Consider the following 19888-nt stretch of genomic DNA (forward strand, 5'->3'; position numbering starts at 1 on the left):
TATCTCAATGAGCGGGATCGGGCTGGAGGACGACGAACGCCTGCGCCATTTCTCTTACATGCGCTGAAACGTTGGCCCGGCAATCGTTTACGCGGCGATTGAGGCCACAGCGCGGTCCTCGACCAGCGCGATCGCCTCGCGCAGCACGTCGATGCCCGCATCCGCCTTGACGCCGCGCTCGGCGAGATAGCGGCGGAACGCACGCGCGCCCGGTACACCCTGATAGGCGCCGACAAAATGCCGCGTGATCGAATGCAGCCGCGTGCCCGCGGCTAGCTCGCGCTCGATATAGGGCATCATGGCCTCGAACACGTCCTTCATGCTGCCGCACGGCGCCGCTTCGCCGAACAATTCGGGATCGACAGTCAAGAGCCGCCACGGCTCCTGATAGGCCGCGCGGCCCAGCATCACGCCATCGACATGGCGAAGATGCTCCCTCGCCTCCTCAAGACTGCCGATGCCGCCATTGATGATGACGGGCACATCGGGCAGCGTCGCCTTGAGCCGGTACACGCGATCGTAGTTGAGCGGCGGAATGTCCCGGTTTTCCTTCGGCGACAATCCGCTCAGCCAGGCCTTTCGCGCGTGCACGATCAGCGCATCGGCGCCGGCGGCGATGACGCCGCGCGCCAACCGATCGAGCGCGATTTCCGGGTCCTGGTCGTCGATGCCGATCCGGCATTTCACCGTGACCGGAATCTTCACCGCGCGCTTCATCGCCGCCACGCCCTCGGCGACGAGATCAGGCTCTGCCATCAGGCAGGCGCCGAAGCGGCCGTCCTTCACCCGGTCGGACGGGCAGCCGACATTGAGATTGATCTCGTCGTAGCCAAAGTCCTCGCCGATGACAGCCGCGGTCGCGAGGTCGCGCGGCTCAAAGCCGCCGAGTTGCAGGGCCACCGGATGCTCGCTCGCGTCGAAGCCGAGCAGCCGCTGCCGGTCGCCATGGATGATGGCGCCTGATGTCAGCATCTCCGTATAAAGCCGCGCCCTCCGCGTCATCAGACGGTGGAAGACGCGGCAATGCCGGTCGGTCCAATCCATCATCGGCGCGACGGAAAAGCGATGCGGTAACATGTTGATGTTATTTTGCTTTATCATCCGGTTTGGAATAGCTGATTTTTGGGCCGACAGAAATTCACAACTGACAGTCGAGGTGTTTTCGTTTCGTTTCAAGTGCTTAAGTCGCAAGACGTCTTGTTATCCGGGTACGACACTGGAAGAGCCAAGACTCTCGCGAATGCCCGTTTGCCAGGCGGCCAGAAGTCTATCTCCGATCTCGCGATGGGCAGAATTCTCGCTGAAATACCGCGTTACGTCCGGCGCCAACTTCGCCAGAGCGTCCGCGGCTTGCTCAATGATCTTGTTGATCGCCGGCAAGGAAAGATCGCAGCGGGTTTGACCAAGACGCACTAACGCCTTGCGGTCCGGCCAGTCGGTCGAACCATTCAATGTGAGCGCCATGCCGTCCTTCGGCAGATAAGGCACTGTGCTGACCAGATCATAGACCGGCGCAAGACGTGCAGGAGCCGTCACATCTTCGTAGATGACACCGAAGTTTTTCAGATGTGCGTCACCATTGCGAAGTGCACAATTGAGGACGAACAGCTTGAATAGATCCTCCAGCGTGTTGCGCAGTCCGGCCAGATCGGTGAATTCGCGGACACGCCTGAACAGGCGGGTTTCGTAGCCACCATTGTATTTTTCGGAACTGGGTACACCATTGAGGACGCAAAAGTCCTCATAGCCCAGGTAAGTGCCATCGAGCCGCAGATCGAAGCGCTTGACGACGATGGCAGCACCATCGTCCGAAAGCTGGAAATCCGGAACGGTCAATCCCATGGCCTTTGCGGCCGACAGGCAGAAATGTTCGTTGGCGGCCAGTTCGGGATATTCGTTCGGATCCCAGAACTTTACGATGTGCGTAGCGCTGCGGAAGCTCTGGGACTGGCGGTCACCTGCACTTTTTCCAGCGTCGTCGACGGCGCGGATCATCACCTTCGGCTGAATACCGGAAAGCCCTGAATGGACCGCGAACTTCTCAAGCAGATAGCCAAACAACTCGCCACCGCGCTTTGCGCGGAGGATCTCGTCGATCGATTGGAATGGAACGTCCTCATTTAGCTCGGCATCGAGATCGGAGTAACGGATGCGTCCGATCTGGGTTCGCCCAACAACCGCCAGCAAATCGAAATCATCGAACGTTCCAGCCGCCTTGGCAAAACTTCGCATGAGGTACGCCCGAAGCGCCCCCTCCGGGAGATTCATGTCGAATATCGGCGCAAGACCGTGTTGCGTATTCCAGGATGCCGTTCGTACCGGCATGGTGATCGAGACTGCGCGTTCGGCTGCCACTTTCGGCTCGTAGACGAAAGCCGTCCCACGCGGTCCATGGAGGTCCAGATGTCCCGCGGATTGCTGATCGGTCCAGACGCGGAGCATCAGCGAAGCTCCTCCGCCGTCAGATCCTCAAGTGTCGGCCGACCGCGATTAAACTGCGTCAACCTCAGGTCGAGATCCAACGCATTCAGGATACGAAGCAGATGTTTGAAGCCTATTTCCGCAAGGCGCGCATTCTCAAGCGCCTCCAGGCGCGCGCGGCTGACGCCCGCAGCTTGTGCCAGCTTCGTCTGCGACCACCCTTTTGATTTACGGGTCGCTTTAACACGCTCACCCAGCTCGATCAGATCCATGTCTGAAGCCTATAATAGTCAATTTGGTATTTCTTGGCCCATATGCCTACTATAATGGTCGATCTGGTCGGAAAGCAATGCCTCGTATAAAAGCTAGTTTATCAAAGATTGACACGAGTGCCTCTTTAAGTAGGCAAGTGTGGGAATTGACAGGGAATAGCCGGCAAAGGCGTTGACTTCCTGAACATATAGGGAACATTTTCAAGCTTACCAGCCGATGTCGCTTGCGACAGACGCTTTCGAACGCCGTGCCGCCCAAGCCAAGCCTTCACGGCGGTCACCGTCGCGGGCAGGTCGCCCACACCTCAGCGCCGCTGGTTGTAGACGTCGAGGCACACGGCGCCGAGCATATAATTGAACCTCCGAGAAGCCCCTTCGCCAACCCGGGACCCTGCCCCGGACACGTCTTTGCATTGCCGCGGCGCGTTTCGCGCCCGGGCTTTGCTCCTTCGTTGCTCCTCTGAAACCAGAGGGCGCAGGGGTGCCGGGTGCGCGCTGCACCCGCGGTTTCGTGTGCGCTAGTTGCGCAAGCAAAAAGATGCACACGAACATACAGGTGAAGCGGAGAACACTCCGACAGCCCCTGCGCAATGGTGTTACGGCTTACTTCGTGATCTTCCCGGCGGGGCGAACTCGTTGTCGCCGTCGCCCGTGAGAAACGCGAGGCTTCCCACGAACTTGACGCCAGTATGCGCGGCGTCAGAACCACACGACTTGACCGTACGCGAACCGCTTCCTTCGCCGAGTGAAGCCACCGCGTCCATCGCAATCCCGCGCCCCACGTGTCGTGACGATGGCGAAACGTCCCTCTGGCGGGCACGGGATGGGGGAGTTATATTTCTGATTTTCGGAATTGTCAAGGGATGTTTTTTTCCCCTCCTTTACCGGCGGACATGTAATGAAGAAGAGAAATCGCTGCCTGCCCGGGCGAACGTGACAGGGACGCGGTTACGTCATGATTTCCCTTCAAGAACAGCCGTGACAGCGGAATGCTGAGCCATGACCAATGACCTCCCTCGCAACCTCACGAGCCTCCACAACGCCGAGGAGCAACTCCGTCAACAACCCAGCCGGGTGATTGCCGCGGATGCGCACCTTAGTTTACATGTTGCAGTGACCCGAGGCAGCTATGGAACTGGCCGAGGTGTTGCGTCAATTTTCAACGAGCGACGAAGACTTGAAAGTTGTCCAGATGCTTGGAATGCGGACCTTCAACGCATTCGGCGCGAGTCTAAAGCTCCTGTTGTCGGGCTATCACCAGAACGGTGCTCTTATCTTGCGCAACGTGCTGGAAACTGCGTTCTTGTTGGACCTGTTCCGCAGTAATCGCTCCCTCATTACGAAATGGCGGTTCGCCGACAAGAAGGCTCGCGAAAGTGCGGGAGGCGCTCGACGCGCGAGATGGATTCACCTCAAAAAAGCGGTTTGAAACTTATGAGATGTTCTCCGAGCCTGCGGGACACCCCAATATGAATTCGCACTTGATGATGAGGCCCGAGAAACGGAGGCGACGCTGTGATCGGCCGATTCATGGAGATCACGACCCTGCGGGCCGGCTTATCCTAGATGGGTCGGCTCGCAATTCAGGTGGCGAAAGTCCAGGCTCCGACCCTTAGCGGACCGCTGAAATAGTTCATGGATCGTTCGCACCCCGGCCTAGATGTTTGCGGTATATAGATTCGTCTGCCACAACTATCCCTAGAGGGCTGTGGGAGACGCGCAAATGGCCAGGTTTTTCTGGACCCTGTTCAACGTCGGCTTGGCGACGATACAGCTTTGGTGGAAAAAGCTGGTCGCGCTCGCAAACTATGTCGGGGTTGCCAAGCTGCCAACCGACTTGGGGGAGATTTTCGGGACCTTCAGTGTGAGCATCCCAACCCTCGCATTGGTCGGAGTGGGACTTGTCGGTCTGTACTTAACCAATCGAGATTTCTGGCACGCAATCTTAGAGCGAAAGACTTTGGAGAGAAGCTTGTCGATATCCACAATAGTAATGGTTTTATGCGGCTTAGGTTTTGTAGCCGCGCTCGCATACAAGATTTGGGGGGAGTCCTCTGCCTCAACCAAGCTGACTTGGGTATTCTCGGGAATGGGCGGCAAGTCGGACGAGAACGGCTTCCGTGTAGGCGACATTCAATTCACATCAAGAAACACCACAGGCCGCTCTATCAGATTGCTTGATGCCTATATCGAATCTGGAATTGATGGCGGAAAGAAACGGCCCCTATATCTGAATAGTCGCGAGCACGGATTGATTTCGGTTTTCCAAGCCAATCAAATTCCCGCCGGGACAGAGATGACTCTGATTTCGAAGTTCCCGGATCTATCTGAACGAGACTTCATGAAAGACTGGGGTGTTATTCATTTTCTAGTGCAGGATGATGCGGAGACGTTCCGGGGCAGAATTGAAAGCAAGCAACTAAGCGAAGCGTTTGCTGGGCATCACCCCAAGCCTGCCGCTCCACAGGTCACAAAGGCTCCAGAAAGCGCAACACTCCCCAAGCGTGCATACACGCCCGCTGATGTCAGGGTCTTGCCAGAGGCCTTGCTGGAAATAGCTAATGTCCTGAATACGAAGGCGTTAGCTGTAAAGAACGACAACTTTTCTTTGGCAAACGATTGCCGGACTATCATCAAAGCATTAGGCAGGACTAACGCCGTTGAGCGACTCCAGAAAACGCTAGGTATTGCGGCTGACGTAGGCAAAGAACTCTATGCGATAAAAGACCGTCACGGATACTACATCCGGGAAATAAACTATATCGTTGAGGCCTCTGACGAGCCATCTGCATTTGTTTCGTCGGGGAAAATTTTCATTGATGCAATGCTTAAACTACCGGAACATCCAACTGAGGACGTGCTTTCTTTTATCAATCCGCCGCTCAATGAATTTATTGGTAGCGTGAATAGGTTTCGAGAGTGGCACGAGAATTCAAATAAGCGGCTCCTCGAAATTAAAGGAGAGATCGCCGCTGCAAGCGCGAGGCAACAATGAGTGAAACGGCTTGCTGGCCCCCGAGCGGTTGGGGCGTCGCGATTTCGCCTAGAGACCCCTAGCAGACATTATCTCCAAAGCGTCGAATGAATGCCTACTCGCGAACGTGGCGCTCGCGCGCCGTGTCAGCTTCTAAACGGACGCTAAACCGTTGTCCCGAGAGGGATTCGGTTTTCGAATCGCCGCAGGAAAGAGAAAGCTGTGCGCGTTTATCACTTCATAGATCAGCGCTATGGACTGGATGACATTCAGAGAAAGCGCCTCAAAGTGGCGCGATTACACGACCTGAACGACCCATTCGAGTTGGAAGTAGCAAGCTCTGATCCGACTGTGCGGCGGGCTTTTCGACGCACCAAGAATGAACTCGACAAATGGGCTGGACTTCTGTGCTTCAGCCGAAACTGGAAGAACCCAGTACAGTGGGCGCACTATGCAGATCGACATCGCGGTTTGTGTTTGGGCTTCGATGTTCCGGATGATCGGCTTCAGCCAGTGGTTTACCGGACTAAGCCTCTGAAGGCCGACGTGGCCGCCATGAATGGCACAAACGATGACCGCTGGGCGTTCTACAAGCGCGTGCTATCCACGAAGTTCACCCACTGGCGCTACGAGAATGAGGTAAGGTTATTCATCCATTTGCAGGACGCGGATGCTGAGGGTCTCTACTTCATGCCGTTCGGCGACGAGCTAGCCTTGCGTGAGGTGATAGTCGGACACCGATCAACATTGAGCCGAGAGCAACTGGCCGCCGCGCTTGGAGGCGATGCAACTGCGACGTTGGTTTGCAAGGCGCGACTATCCTTTCGATCCTATACGGTGGTCAGACAAAAGCATCCCGACTTGTGGTAAGTGCCAGCGACCCGGCAAAAACCGCCGAACACGCAAGTACGACAAAGCGGTACGACTGACCGTCACCTTACCCCGTGAGCCCTTGACACCTTGGGCGAACTTTTGCGCGTTCGTCCAGTCCATCATGGGTGCGACGGAAAAGCGATGAGTTAACACATTCATTGGTCTTCTGTATCTCAGACCGACTCTACAATGGATCGAATCGATGGATTCAAATTGTCTGAGACCCAGTTCGATCCCCCGCACCTCAGCGCCGCTGGTTGTAGACGTCGAGGCATACGGCGCCCAGCAGCACCAGGCCCTTGATCACCTGCTGGTAGTCGATCCCGATGCCGAGGATCGACATGCCGTTGTTCATCACGCCCATGATCAGCGCGCCCGTCACTGCGCCGGCGACGCGGCCGACGCCGCCATAGGCCGAGGCTCCGCCGATGAAGCAGGCCGCGATGACGTCGAGCTCGAAGCCGGCGCCCGCCTTTGGCGTTGCGGTATTCAGGCGCGCAGCGAATACGAGGCCGGCGAGCGCAGCGAGTGCGCCCATATTGACGAAGGTGAGGAAGGTCAGTCGCTCGGTCTTGATGCCGGAGAGTTTGGCCGCCTTCTCGTTGCCGCCGACCGCGTAAATCTGCCGTCCGATGGTCGTGCGCGAGGTGACAAACCCATAGAGCGCGATCAGGGCGACCATGATGACAAGCACATTGGGTAGGCCGCGATGCGAGGCGATGAGCCAGGTCAGGTAAATGATCGCGCAGAACAGCAGCGCGTTCTTGAGCACGAAGAAACCGGCCGGCTCGATCTCGACACCATGGCTCGCGCGCCGGGCCCGGGTCTTGGCGCTGACATAGATCAGAACGAGCGCCAGTGCGACGCCGAGCAGAAGCGAGGTGGGATAGAGCCCGGCCTCCGGAAACAGTTCCGGAATGAAGCCGGACGAGAGTTTCTGGAATGTCGGCGGAAACGGGCCGACCGATTGGCCCTGTAGCACGGCCAGCGCCAGTCCCTTGAAGACGAGCATGCCGGCCAGCGTGACGATGAAGGACGGAATCTTGAAATAGGCCACCCAGTAGCCCTGCGCCGCGCCGATCAGCGCACCGACCGCGAGGCAAAGGATCGCGGCGGGAATGAAGTGCAGGCCATAGCGCACCATCAGTACCGCCGCGACTGCGCCGACGAAGCCGGCCACCGACCCCACCGAAAGGTCGATATGCCCCGTGACGATCACCAGCAGCATGCCCAGCGCCATGATCACGACGTAGCTGTTCTGTAGCACCAGATTGGTGAGGTTGAGCGGACGCAGCAGCGTGCCGTCGGTCGCGAACTCGAAGAACACCATGATGGCGATCAGCGAGAGCAACAGGCCGTAGTCGCGCAGGTTCGCCCGCAGAAAGCTGCCGTTGCGCGTTTCGGGAAGCATCACGGTCTTGTCGCTCATGGACGCGCTTCTCCCGCCAACTTCTCCTCCAGTGCTTCCTTCAGGCCTTCATCCACCACGCGCTCCCCGTGACGCATGATGGCGCGCATGATCTTTTCTTGCGTGGCCTCGCCGCGGCCGAACTCGCCGACAAAACGGCCGGCGTTCATGACGCAGATGCGGTCGCAGATGCCGAGCAGTTCCGGCATTTCCGACGAGATGACGACCACCGCCTTGCCGGCATCCGCAAGCTCATTGATGATGGAATAGATCTCGTACTTGGCGCCGATATCGATGCCGCGGGTCGGTTCGTCCAGGATCAGGATTTCGGGATCGGTGAACAGCCATTTCGACAGCACCACCTTCTGCTGGTTGCCGCCGGACAGTTCGTCGGCCATCTGATAGACGTCGGAGGAGCGGATGTGCATGCGGGTGCGGTAGCCGTTCGCCACCTGAAGCTCCCTGAGATCATCGATGACACCGCCGGGCGCGACAGCGCCGAGATTGGCCAGCGTGATGTTCTTGCGGATATCTTCGCCGAGCAGCAGACCGAGCTGCTTGCGATCCTCCGTCACATAGGCAAGGCCCGCCGCGATGGCGCGGCCGACGGTCGACAGATCAACCTCGCGGCCGTGCAGCAGGGCGCGGCCGGTAATCCCGTGGCCCCAGGAGCGTCCGAACAGGCTCATGGCGAATTCGGTGCGGCCCGCGCCCATCAATCCCGCGATGCCGACGATCTCGCCGCGGCGAACATGAAAGTCGACATTCCTGATGACCTGCCGATCGCTGTGCTGGGGATGATGGACCGACCAGTTCTCGACCCTGAACACCACCTCGCCGATCTGCGGCTCGCGCCGGGGAAAGCGGTCGCCGAGGTCGCGATCGACCATCTTGCGGATAATCCGATCCTCCTCAAAACCATCCGCTCCGCGATCCAGCGTGTCGACGGTGCGGCCATCGCGCAGCACGGTGATGCGGTCGGCGACGCGGGCGACCTCACCCAGCTTGTGCGAGATCAGGATCGCCGACATCCCGTGCGTACGCAGTTCGAGCAGGAGATCGAGCAGCGCCGCGCTGTCGCTTTCATTGAGGCTTGCGGTCGGCTCATCCAGGATCAGCAGGCGCACCTCCTTGGACAGTGCTTTCGCGATCTCCACCAGTTGCTGCTTGCCGACGCCGAGATCCGTGACGAGGGTGTCCGGCGCCTCATTAAGGCCGACCTTTGCCAGCAGCCGCAGCGACCGCTCATAGACTGCGTCGCGATCGATCACGCCCAGCCGGCTGGGCGGATTGGCAATGAAGATGTTTTCCGCGATCGAGAGCTGCGGGATCAACGCAAGCTCCTGGTGGATGATGATGATGCCGAGCGCCTCGGATTGATTGATATCGCGAAAGCGCCGCTCCTCGCCATCGTAGACGATGGCGCCGTCATGGCTGCCGTAGGGGTAAACGCCGCTCAACACCTTCATCAGGGTCGATTTTCCGGCGCCGTTCTCGCCCACCAGCGCATGGATCTCGCCTTGCCGAACCGTGAGATTGACGCCATCCAGCGCCTTCACGCCCGCAAAATCCTTGCCGATACCGCGCATCTCGAGCAGGACGGTCATTCAGGCCCTCTCCCGCGACAATGGCATCGGCTTCAATTGATCTGTGCCTTCTTGTAGTAGCCGCTGTCGATCAGGACTTTTTCCCAGTTGGTCTTGTCGACGACAACAGGCTTGAGCAGATAGGAGGGCACCACCTTCACGCCATTGTTGTAGGTGGTGGTGTCGTTCACCGCGACGGTCTTTCCGCTCAGCGCGGCGTCCACCATGTCGGCGGTGACCCTGGCGAGATCGCGGGTATCCTTGAAAATCGTCGAGTACTGCTCTCCGCGCAGCATCGATTTGATCGAAGGAATTTCGGCATCCTGCCCGCTTACGATCGGCATCGGCATGTTGCCGCTGCCGTAGCCCACGCCCCTGAGCGAGGACAGGATGCCGATCGAAAGCCCGTCATAGGGCGAAAGAACCGCATCGACCCGCTTGTTGGTGTAGAACGCGCTGAGCAGATTATCCATCCGCGCCTGCGCCGTGGCGCCGTCCCAGCGCAGCGTCGAGACCTTGTCCATGCCCGCCTGCTTGCTCGCGACCACGAGCTTGCCGCTGTCGATATACGGCTGCAGCACCGACATCGAGCCGTTGTAGAAGAAATAGGCGTTGTTGTCGTCGGGAGAGCCGCCGAACAGCTCGATGTTGAACGGCCCCTTGCCCTCCTTCAGCTTCAACGCATCCACGATCGACTGCGCCTGCAACACGCCGACCTGGAGATTGTCGAACGTCGCGTAATAGTCGACATTGGGCGTGTCGCGGATCAGCCGGTCATAGGCGATCACGGTGATGCCGCCGGCCTTGGCCTGCTTGAGCACATCGGACAGCGTCGAGCCGTCGATCGCGGCGATCACCAGGACCTTGACGCCCTTGGCCACCATGTTCTCGATCTGGGAGAGCTGGTTCGGGATATCGTCTTCGGCGTATTGCAGATCGGTGTTGTAGCCCCGCTCCTTCAGCACCTTGACGATGTTGTTGCCGTCATCGATCCAGCGCGCCGAGGCCTTTGTCGGCATCGCGATGCCGACCGTGGACTTGCCTTGTGCCAGCGCGGGTCCCGAAAAGGCGATGGAACCAGCCGCGATGGCACCGAGAATCGATTTCAGCAGCTTCATGTTTCACTCCCACTTGACGTCAGCCGCCGGAATGCAACGGCCTGCCCGTCACCGGCGCGTGGTCAGACACCACGGCGGCCGGCGAAGGGAGCGGGATGATCGGTCACACGCTGCGGTTCTGCAAGATACCTCAGGCCGCCGCGAAGGACGGATAATCCTTCGGGAACACCTGCTGCTGTCCGGCCGGGAGGGGCACCTTGCCGGCAAAGCTGGCGTGGGCGTGCCATGCGCTCCCTGCCCGGTCGGTCAACGTGTTGAGCCGGTCGAGAACGGCGACGCTGTCAGAAGCCAGCGAACGCTCCATGGCGGCGAAGTCGGGGAAATGACGGAACGCCTGCGACCAGATCGCCCTGCCCGCGAGATAGCCGGCCGCGCCGGCGCGGTAGGCATAGTTGAGCGAGCGCTCGAAATCGTCGGCCTCGGCTCCCGCCGACAGCATCACCCACGGACGCGGCAGCATTGCCGCCATGCTGTCGTAATGCGCCTGCAAGGCGGCGGCGTCCTTGCCATGGGGATCGGGCACGTTGTGCACCGGCCCGGGTGGCTCCAGCTTGAAGATATCGACGCCGAATTTCGGGTCGCAGAATGGACGGATCGAATCCAGCACCAGTTGCGTTCGTCGCGGTTCGAGCGAGGCCGCATTCTCCCCCGCCAACGGATAGATCAGCACTTCAAGCAGCATCACGACATCGTGCTCGCGGCAGGCTTCACCCGCCGCCTGCACAAAGGCCTCCTGGTGCGCGCGAACCTCGGGCGCCGCGTCGGCGCGATACCAGACCAGCACCTTGACCGCATCGCCGCCGATCCGCCGCGTCTTGGCCACCGACCAGTTGGGAATGTGGACGGATTTTCGCCCGCTCGGCGTGTTCTCGGTGACGGAATGCTCGTACGACAGCACGAGGCCCTTGTTGGCGGGGATCTCGTCGATCGCCGAGAGATAGCCGTAGATCGGATCGGTAAGGATGGCGGAGGCCCTGGGCGCCAGATGGCGCGCCAGCAACCGCTTCACCGCAACGACATCCTCGATCGGCGGCTCCTTGGTGCCGCGCTTTGCTGCGATCGGCTCGAACAGCGGCGTGCGCTGGTCGATCGCCACCATCTTCCAGTGGCCGGCGGTGTCTGCAAGGCGGCGCAGGCCCCAAAGCTTGCCCGGTGAAATGTTCATTGGTGCTACTCCCTGAGCATCATGTTGTCGACGAGTTTTCGGTCCGGCATTCCGTCCCACCCCATGCCGTGCGCCGCCTTGGCAGCGGCTGTGGCCGAGGCAAAGCGCGCAGCCGCGAGCGGCGGCATGCCTTCCGCCAGTCCAAGCGCGTAGGCGCCGTGAAAGACGTCGCCGCAGCCGGTGGTATCGCGTGTCGTGACGGGAAAGGCGCTGACGTGCGAAGTCTTGCCGTCGATCCACCACAGGCTGCCGGCGGCGCCACAGGTGACGGCGACGATTCCCTCCAGTTTTTGAGCCGCGCGCTGAAGCCGCGCCTCGATCTCGCCTTCACCGACGAAATCGGAGAGCCCTTCGTCCGAGAACACGACGTGATCGGCAAGCGCGGCGAGCCGTGACAGCATCTTGCCATCGCCGCCATCGGCATCGAACACGCGCGGGATACCGGCATCGCGGGCGCGCTTGAGCGCAATCTCCGACCCCTCGGGCCAGCGGCTGTCAGCCAGCAGCACCGACGTTCCGGCTAGATCGCCTGCCGGCAGACAGGACGCGTCCGACGGCAGCCCGTTGCGATCGACAAAGATACAGCGCTCGCCGGAGCGGTCGACCAGCACGGCCGCGCGCACCGTACGGGCGCCGGCGATGACGGCGAGGCCCGAGAGGTCGACGCCATGGCGCTTCAACGCGGTCTGCAATGCGCTGCCGGCGCTGTCGTCGCCGACACGGCCCCACCAACTCGCGCTGCCACCGAGGCGGGCGATGGCGAGCGCGGCGGTAGCGGCAGGTCCTCCGCCGCTCTCGCGAAAATTGAGCGCGGTTGTCTTGACGGATGCGCGCGGCAGCGCCTCGACCTCGTAGACCTGGTCGAGCACGCCGTTGCCGACGCAGACGATCCGTCCGCTCATGGCAGCGCCAGTTGCGGCTTCAGCCGTTCGCCGCGAGCAAAGGAGTGGAACAGGTCGGACAGCCCATCGAGGTTGGCCTGAGCATCGACCAGGCGTTCGTACTTGTCGCGGTCGGCGCGCAGCAGGCCGATGTTTTCCTCATAGTCGCCGATCGGGAAGTAGAACGAGCGGATCAGGAAGAAATCCTTCAGGCGGATCGAGCGCGTCTCCGATATCGACCATCCGTCGGACTCGCCGAGTTGCACGATGGCGCCTTCTGCTGCGACCGCTTCGAGCGCAAGCTGCCGCGCGGGATCCTTGCCGGTCGCCTCGATCACGATGCTGTAGCGCGGAGCGGAGGCGGCTTCAGGTGTCGTTCGGTTCGCACCGAGCGACTCTGCAAAGCGCGCGCGATAATCGGATGGCTCGATCACATCGATCGGCCCATAGCCCATGCGATTGAGGACGATGATGGCGCCGAGCCCGATCGGCCCCGCACCGAGCACCAGCGCCTTGCCGCCGGGCACGATGCGGCGCGCCAGCCGGATGCCGTGCGCGGTGGTGCCGATCGTGTCGAGCAGGAGCGGCGCCAGCCGGTCCGGGATATCATCCGGCACCGGCAGCAGGCAGCGCTCCGGCGCGACCAGCTTTTCGGCGTAACCGCCCGGCCGCTGCCATCCGATCAACTGGCGGGTGCCGGTGCCGCTATCGCACAGATGGGTGCGGCCGGCGCGGCAGGCCTCGCAGGTACCGCAGAACACGGGAATGTAGACGACGACACGCTGGCCGTGACGGGGATGGCCAGGCTGGTCGATCCGACCCGCAATCTCATGGCCCGAGGTGACCGGCCAGCCCAGCCGCCACGGCCGGAAATCGCTGCCGCAGAGCGCGCAGGCGGAAACGCGCACCGCCACTTCACCCTCAGCGGGAACGGGATCGTTGAGCTGTTCGATCGTGATGCGGCTCTCGCCGTGGAATTTTGCTGCTCTCATCCCTTGACTGCTCCTGCCGAAAGGCCGCCGACCAGCTTGCGCTGGATCAGAAGCGTGAGGATCAGCGGCGGCAGCGCGATGATCACCGCGGCCGCCATCAGCGCGCCCCAATTGGTTACGCCCTCGCCGATGAAGTTGAAGCTCGCGACGATCGCCGTCTTGGTCTCGACGCCCGACAGCACCAGCGCGAACAGAAAATAGTTCCAGGAGAACACAAAACTCAGGATCGAGGCGACGACGACGCCGGGCATCGCGATCGGCAGCACGACCATGCGCAGGATCTGGTCCTGGCGCGCGCCGTCGATCTGCGCGCTCTCCACCAGCTCGCGCGGCAGGGTCTCGAAATAGGGCAGCAGCACCCAGATCACGATCGGCAGCGTGATCACCGCATGCGTCAGGATCAGCACCGTGTAGCCGCCGACCAGGCCGACCTTGCTGAACATCAACAGCCATGGCAGCAGGAACAGCGTGCCGGGCGCCATGCGTGCAAACAGCGTCGCGGTCGCGGGCCACGACATCCGATGCCAGGCCACGGCAAAGGCGGCGGGAACGCCGAGCACGAGGCCAAGCAGCGTAGAGCCGCTCGAAACGATCAGGCTGTTCAGCGTGTTATGCAGAAAGTCATTGCGCGAGAACAGCTCGATGAAATTATCGAGCGTCGGCGTGAATAACAGGCGCGGCGGGATCGCGGCAACCTCGGTGCGCGGCTTGAAGGCCGACAGGAAGGTCCAGGCGATCGGAAGCGCAAGCACGATCAGCACGACCGTGAGCTGGACCGCATCGGCGACACGGACGAGGCGACGCGTCACCATGCCACCGCCCTCCTCAGCCGCGCGAACATCAGGACCGAGCCGAACACGATCGCCGACAGCGTCACCATGATGGCGCTGGCGTAGCCGAGCTCGGAGAATTCGAAGCCGCGGCGATAGGCCAGGATGTTCAGCGTCGTGCTCGCGGTGCCGGGCCCGCCCTGCGTCGTCAGATAGATGATGTCAAAGAAGCGCAGGATGTCGACGCTGCGCAACACGGCCGCCGTGATCAGCGTCGGCCCGAGCAGCGGCAGCGTGACGTAGCGGAAGCGGGTCCATCCGTGGGCGCCGTCCATCTCCGCGGATTCGAAGACGTCATGGGGAAGCGACAGGTAGCCGCCCATCACGATCAGCGCGACGAACGGCGTCCATTGCCAGGTGTCGAGCGCGGCGATCGTGAACATCACGGTATCGGGATTGGAGAGCCAGAGTGCCGGCGGCAATCCGAGCTGCGAGAGCAGCCAGTTGGCGATGCCAAAGCTCGGATCGAGGATGACGATGGCCATCATGCCCACCACCACCGGCGGCAGCATGAACGGCGATACCATCACGGTGCGGACGAGGCCACGCGCGCTCTGGAATCGCGCCAGCAGCAGGCCGAGCCAGGTTCCGATCACGAGCTGAAGCGACAGCGAGACGACGTAAAGCAGCAAGGTGAGACGAAGCCCGTTCCAGAATTCCGGATCGGCCAGCATGCGGTGAAAATTGTCCAGGCCGGTGAAGCGCGGTGCGCTGCCAAGCTGCACGTCGCTGAGCGCAAGCCACACCGCGTAGCCGAAAGGAAAGGCAATCATGGTGCCGGCGAACAGCAGTGCAGGCGCTGCCATCCAGCGGAAACTGTTGCCGGCAAGCGAAGTGTTGAAGCCGCCGGCCCCGGCGGCTTCCGTTGCCTTGGCTGCTACGGCGTCACTGTAGCTTGGCAAGGTCTGCGTCCGCAGCACGCGCTGCCTCCGCCGGCGAGGCTTTGCCCTGCACGATCGCCTGCATGGCCCCGCCGATGATGTCGCGCGCTTCCGGAATGCGGTCGGTCGGTGACTGGTAGATGCCGGTGCCGGTGCGTCCGATCTCGATCAGCGCATTCGCCCAGGCGCGGCGGATCGGCAGCTCCTTGGCCCAGGCATTGAACTCCTCGCCCTCGAACACGCTGGCACGCGGCGGCGCGACACCGGCCTGAACCAGCTTGGCCTGCACCTCGCGGCTGGTCGCCCATTGCAGGAACAGCCAAGCCGCCGGCTGGCGCTTGGAATGCGAGGAAATCGCCACTGTCCAGCCGATTGCGACCGGTTTTGAGATCTTCGTATCGCGGCCGGGCGGCAGCACTTTTACGCCGAGATCGTTGGCGCGGTTCGGAAAGCGCACGATATTGGCGAATTCGTTGCTGCTCTCATGGGTCATCGCGACGCGGCCCTGCCCGAGCAATTCGATCACCTGGGTGAAGGTGTGATTCAGCGCGCCGGGCGGTCCGTAATCCTTCAGGAGATTGGCATACATCTCAAGCCCGCGGACGCTGTTCGGCTGCGACAGGCCGGGCTTGCCGTCCGGCGTCGCGAACGAGCCGCCGGAATTGTAGATGAAGCCGGCCATCGCATAGGGCGTGACGCCGCGGATGCCGCGCGCCGCCCACGCTCCCTGGTTCGCATCGCACTTCTTGATCGCGGCCGCCGCCGCCGGAATGTCCTCGAGCGCCGCCGGCTCCGCAATCTTGCAGCGCTCAAAGATGTCCTTGCGCCAGTAGAACAGCGGGCCTTCCTGGTTGATCGGCAGAGCGACGATCTGCTTTCCGAAAGTCGAGGCCTGGCGGATCGACGCGCCGAAATCCTCGTAGTTGAAGTCCGGCATCGTCAGCGACTTGTCGGCCATCAGCGGCGCAAGATCGGCATACCAGCCGGCCCGGTGGAAGATCGAGCCCTCGCGGCTGGTGAGCGACATGTAGACGTCCATGTCGGCCGAGCCGCCCTGCATCAGCGTGGTCAGGCGAGCGCGAAACTGCTCTTCGTTGAAGATTTCGATGCGCGCCTTGACGCCGGTCTTGGCGGTGAAGTCGGCCACCATGTCGCGCATCGCCTGCGACCATGGGTGGTTGTTGAACATCAGATTGATGGTCTGGCCGTCCTGGGCGCGCCAGTTAAAACTCTGCGCCGCTGCGGGACTGGTGACGGCAAGAGCAGCGGCAAACAACGCGCTGCCTAAAAGACCGAACTTCCTCATGATCTTCCTCCCCTGCTCTATTTTTGTTTTACCTCAGGACGCGACGTAACCTCCGTCCACCGGAATCGTCACGCCATTGATCAGCCGCGATGCCGGCGAGGCCAGAAACACCGCCGTTCCCGCCAGTTCCTCCGGCTCCGACCAGCGCTTGGTCGGCAGACGCGCCATCACCTTGTTGTTGAACGCCTCTTCCTCGCGGCCGCGCCGGCTGATCTCGGTATTGATCCAGCCCGGTGCAATCGCGTTGACGCGAATGCCGTCCTCGGCATAGGCGACCGCCAGCGACTTGGTGAGACCGACGATGGCGGTCTTGGCCGCCGCATAGCCCGGGATCATCGCCGAACCGAAATAGGAATACATCGAGCCGATATTGATCAGGCAGCCCTTGGTCCTGGCGAGATGCGGGCGGAACGCGGTGGCAAGCCGCAGGTTTCCGATCAGATGGATGTCGACGGTGTCGCTGAAGACTTCCGGCTTGTGTTCTTCGTTGCGGATCAGCCGCCCCGCACAGTGAATCAGCACATGCAGCGTCGGTATCTTTTCGGCCAGCGCACGCACCGCGGCGTCATCGCGCACATCGAGCGTTTCGAAGGCAAATCCTTCGTCGCGCGCCGGCGGCTTGATATCGCAGATCGTGACGGTCGCGCCCGCATCGCGGAAGGCGCGGGCAAAGGCGGTGCCGATGCCGCCAGCGCCGCCGCTGATCAGGACATGCTGGCCGCCAACGGAAAAATCAGGGGCACTCATCGGCCCAGCCCTCCGTCGCGACCGCAATAATAATGAGTTAGCGAGCGCGAGAAACAGCGCATTCCAAATCCTCCCGATCCGCTCCAAGGGGAGCGGCATGTTCGTTATTGAAAGGAAGGATAGTCTTAATGTTGTTTTTCGCAAGCAGTATTTTCGGTTTCGCGCATCGCGTCATGCGCGTATAATCGCTGCGCACCACCGGAGCACCTTCGTCCCCATGCAGATCGAATCCCGCCAGGACCGCATTCTCGAGATGCTGATGCGTCGCGGTTATGCCGGCATCGATGAGTTGGTCGCGAGTTTCGACGTCACGCCGCAAACCATTCGCCGGGACTTGCAGGACCTCGCCGATCGCGGCCTGCTGCGCCGCCATCATGGCGGGGCGAGCGTGATGTCGAGCACCGCCAACACCGAATATGCGCACCGGCACATCGAGAACGCCACCGAGAAGGCGCACATTGCCGCGGCCGCCGCCAACCTGATCACGCCGGGCTCTTCGATCTTCATGACGCCGGGCACCACGGTGGAAGCAACCGCAGCCGCGATCGTTGAGCGGAAAATGACCGGACTGCACGTCATCACCAACAGCACGGCGGCGGCGCGTATCCTGGGCCGCGACCCGCGGATTGCGATTCATGTCTCGGGCGGCCTCTGGCAGCAGAACAATCATGCCCTCTCCGGCCCGGCTGCCGCCGAGTTCGTCAGCCGCTATCGCTGCGACGTGCTACTCACCAGCATCGGATCGGTCGATGCCGACGGCTGGCTGCTGGAGTTTCGCGACGAGGAGACCGTGGTGGCGAAGGCCATGCTCGCCAACGCACGCCGGCGGATTCTGCTCGCCGATCATTCGAAATTCACCCGCGTGGCGGCCTGCAAGCTGGCCGAGCTCGCCGACATGACGACCGTGATCACCGATCGCGAGCCGTCCAAGGCGATGATGAAGATGATGAGGGACAGCAAGTGCGAGCTGATCGTCGCCGGCGACGGTCAGGATTCATAGCCGGCGCCGCTGGCAAATCAGGCCGCGACGCCTAGATCAGCTCTGTCTCGCCGCGGGAGATCAGGATGATCCACCACGTCTCGGTCGGAACCAACGACATCAAGCGAGCCAGAGCGTTTTACGATCCGCTGATGGCGCTGATCGGCTTTCGGCTGCTGAAAGCCTCCGATGGCGCCGCGCATTACGGCGCGTCCGATATCGTCTTCAGCGTGGAAACGCCGACCGATGGGCGCACCGCCACGCCCGGCAACGGCGTTCACATCGCCTTCCAGGCGCCGGACCGGGAAACGGTCCGCCGGTTCTTTGAGATCGGCCGGGCCAATGGCGGCGCCGACGAAGGCGCGCCCGGCCTTCGCGAAAACTACAACGCGAACTATTACGCCGCCTTTGTCAGGGATCCCGACGGCAACAAGATCGAAGCCGTCACCTACACGGCAAGGGAAAGTTTTGGGTTGGGACGCGGTTAGAGCGGCTCCGGCGATCTAGCCCCCGAGCACATTCCCCCATCCGTCAAATTCGTATCCGCTCCATGCCAGGGCTCCATCGGGCCGCCGGACGCAAGTGCGCCGGAAGTCGGCTGCCTCGTCGCCACTCCACGCAATGATAATGTCCGATAGGCGGTCGTGGAGAATTGCAGGCTCCGATGGATTGAAATCGGTCATGGGATGAAGGCTTGGCGGCGGCTGGCTCGCAGGCATGACAAGATGATACTCCGGCTTCTAACTGTCGGCGGCACGGGAGGAAGTTTGCTGCCCGTCGTCCGTCTCCCTTTGCGTCTTCCTCGCTAGGCGAAAGCCAGACCATTCGCACTATCGGCCAGCTTCACCGTATTGCCATCGAAGCGAACGGATGCGCGACGAAGTCGTTCCTAGCGCGATTGGGGCGATTGCATGGGTGAACCGTTCCGCGCTGAGTAGTTCTCTTTCCCGGTTCCGCTGCCGACATTGAAAGACCACTTCCGACTTCCTACATATGTTCTAGTTGATTTGGATTCTTTGGCCGGCGCATGCGGTTTCGCCATGCAAATCCGGTCCCGCGGCAGTCGTCGAAACCCTACCCTGTTGCTGCAAGGTCCGTCGGCCGATCCAGTCAGCTTTCCGAAACGAATGAATGTCGCTCGGCTATCGCCGCCCGCGACACATCCCGCGACAGAACGGGAGTGAACAAGCACGATACAAGGAGGAGCAGCACAGCCGCTGCCAAACCGATGAGAAAAACCAGCACAATGCGGAGAGCACCCCGCCAAAACAACAGGCCACACCGCCGGCACCATGCCGAGGCGCCCCAGAACGCGCAACGAAACTACCAGCGCTATCTGGCTCTGGCGCAGGCCGAAGCCAAGAACGGCGATCAGATCGCCGCGGAAAATTACTACCAGCACGCCGAGCACTATTTGCGGTCGATGCACGAGGCTGGCGCGAGGACCTGACCCTC

General features: G+C 61.4%; 19 protein-coding genes. 6 read left to right on the forward strand and 13 right to left on the reverse strand.

Features of this window, described 5'->3' with window-relative positions:
* Positions 1-87 precede the first annotated feature (87 nt).
* The 3 genes from dusA to JQ628_RS10255 all read right to left on the reverse strand — a co-directional run bounded on the left by dusA (position 88) and on the right by JQ628_RS10255 (position 2693).
* The gene (gene dusA, locus JQ628_RS10245; protein ID WP_283815783.1) at positions 88-1101 is read right to left on the reverse strand and encodes a tRNA dihydrouridine(20/20a) synthase DusA; all 1014 of its coding nucleotides are present in this window, start codon (positions 1099-1101) and stop codon (positions 88-90) included.
* A gap of 99 nt (positions 1102-1200) precedes the next feature.
* On the reverse strand, positions 1201-2442 hold the full coding sequence (locus tag JQ628_RS10250; protein ID WP_212222424.1) for a type II toxin-antitoxin system HipA family toxin: 1242 nt from the start codon (positions 2440-2442) through the stop codon (positions 1201-1203).
* Entirely contained in the window at positions 2442-2693 is a 252-nt protein-coding gene (locus JQ628_RS10255; RefSeq protein WP_212222425.1) for a helix-turn-helix domain-containing protein, read from the reverse strand. The genes JQ628_RS10250 and JQ628_RS10255 overlap by 1 nt, the downstream gene beginning before the upstream one ends.
* 1129 nt (positions 2694-3822) lie before the next feature.
* Between JQ628_RS10255 and JQ628_RS10260 the strand changes: the two genes are divergently transcribed.
* The 3 genes from JQ628_RS10260 to JQ628_RS34480 all read left to right on the forward strand — a co-directional run bounded on the left by JQ628_RS10260 (position 3823) and on the right by JQ628_RS34480 (position 6537).
* Positions 3823-4122, forward strand: coding sequence for a hypothetical protein (locus JQ628_RS10260; protein WP_212222426.1), 300 nt, complete (start codon positions 3823-3825; stop codon positions 4120-4122).
* A gap of 294 nt (positions 4123-4416) precedes the next feature.
* Complete coding sequence (locus JQ628_RS10265; RefSeq protein ID WP_212222427.1) at positions 4417-5688, forward strand: hypothetical protein; 1272 nt, start codon at positions 4417-4419, stop codon at positions 5686-5688.
* 201 nt (positions 5689-5889) lie between these two features.
* Positions 5890-6537, forward strand: a complete 648-nt coding sequence (locus JQ628_RS34480; protein WP_212222428.1) for a DUF2971 domain-containing protein — start codon at positions 5890-5892, stop codon at positions 6535-6537.
* 247 nt (positions 6538-6784) lie between these two features.
* Here JQ628_RS34480 and mmsB read toward each other — a convergent pair whose 3' ends face one another.
* The 10 genes from mmsB to JQ628_RS10320 form a co-directional block, all read right to left on the reverse strand.
* Entirely contained in the window at positions 6785-7969 is a 1185-nt protein-coding gene (gene mmsB, locus JQ628_RS10275) for a multiple monosaccharide ABC transporter permease (RefSeq protein WP_212222429.1), read from the reverse strand.
* Entirely contained in the window at positions 7966-9546 is a 1581-nt protein-coding gene (mmsA, locus tag JQ628_RS10280; RefSeq protein WP_433996128.1) for a multiple monosaccharide ABC transporter ATP-binding protein, read from the reverse strand. The genes mmsB and mmsA overlap by 4 nt, the downstream gene beginning before the upstream one ends.
* A 41-nt stretch (positions 9547-9587) precedes the next feature.
* Positions 9588-10652 (reverse strand): multiple monosaccharide ABC transporter substrate-binding protein, encoded by a 1065-nt coding sequence (chvE, locus tag JQ628_RS10285; RefSeq protein ID WP_212222431.1) that lies wholly within the window; start codon positions 10650-10652, stop codon positions 9588-9590.
* Between the two features lie 130 nt (positions 10653-10782).
* A complete protein-coding gene (locus JQ628_RS10290; protein WP_212222432.1) occupies positions 10783-11817 on the reverse strand; it encodes a tagatose 1,6-diphosphate aldolase in 1035 nt (344 codons plus the stop codon).
* Positions 11818-11822: 5 nt separating this feature from the next.
* Entirely contained in the window at positions 11823-12719 is an 897-nt protein-coding gene (locus tag JQ628_RS10295; RefSeq protein ID WP_212222433.1) for a PfkB family carbohydrate kinase, read from the reverse strand.
* Positions 12716-13690, reverse strand: a complete 975-nt coding sequence (locus tag JQ628_RS10300; RefSeq protein WP_212222434.1) for an alcohol dehydrogenase catalytic domain-containing protein — start codon at positions 13688-13690, stop codon at positions 12716-12718. The genes JQ628_RS10295 and JQ628_RS10300 overlap by 4 nt, the downstream gene beginning before the upstream one ends.
* Complete coding sequence (locus JQ628_RS10305) at positions 13687-14502, reverse strand: carbohydrate ABC transporter permease (RefSeq protein WP_212222435.1); 816 nt, start codon at positions 14500-14502, stop codon at positions 13687-13689. Before JQ628_RS10305 ends, JQ628_RS10300 begins: the two co-directional genes overlap by 4 nt.
* The gene (locus tag JQ628_RS10310) at positions 14496-15440 is read right to left on the reverse strand and encodes a carbohydrate ABC transporter permease (protein ID WP_349628043.1); all 945 of its coding nucleotides are present in this window, start codon (positions 15438-15440) and stop codon (positions 14496-14498) included. Before JQ628_RS10310 ends, JQ628_RS10305 begins: the two co-directional genes overlap by 7 nt.
* Positions 15406-16707, reverse strand: coding sequence for an ABC transporter substrate-binding protein (locus tag JQ628_RS10315; protein ID WP_212222436.1), 1302 nt, complete (start codon positions 16705-16707; stop codon positions 15406-15408). The genes JQ628_RS10310 and JQ628_RS10315 overlap by 35 nt, the downstream gene beginning before the upstream one ends.
* 33 nt (positions 16708-16740) lie before the next feature.
* Positions 16741-17454 (reverse strand): SDR family NAD(P)-dependent oxidoreductase, encoded by a 714-nt coding sequence (locus tag JQ628_RS10320; RefSeq protein ID WP_212222437.1) that lies wholly within the window; start codon positions 17452-17454, stop codon positions 16741-16743.
* Between the two features lie 217 nt (positions 17455-17671).
* Here JQ628_RS10320 and JQ628_RS10325 point away from each other — a divergent pair, with 217 nt between their 5' ends.
* From JQ628_RS10325 to JQ628_RS10335, 3 genes are all read left to right on the forward strand, one after another.
* A complete protein-coding gene (locus tag JQ628_RS10325; protein WP_212222438.1) occupies positions 17672-18454 on the forward strand; it encodes a DeoR/GlpR family DNA-binding transcription regulator in 783 nt (260 codons plus the stop codon).
* 65 nt (positions 18455-18519) lie between these two features.
* The gene (locus tag JQ628_RS10330; protein WP_212222439.1) at positions 18520-18921 is read left to right on the forward strand and encodes a VOC family protein; all 402 of its coding nucleotides are present in this window, start codon (positions 18520-18522) and stop codon (positions 18919-18921) included.
* Positions 18922-19661: 740 nt separating this feature from the next.
* A complete protein-coding gene (locus JQ628_RS10335) occupies positions 19662-19883 on the forward strand; it encodes a DUF4167 domain-containing protein (RefSeq protein WP_212222733.1) in 222 nt (73 codons plus the stop codon).
* Positions 19884-19888 lie beyond the last annotated feature (5 nt).

Origin of the sequence: Bradyrhizobium lablabi (genome assembly GCF_018129385.1) — a bacterium.
In the GTDB taxonomy this organism is placed as follows: Bacteria; Pseudomonadota; Alphaproteobacteria; order Rhizobiales; family Xanthobacteraceae; genus Bradyrhizobium; species Bradyrhizobium lablabi_C.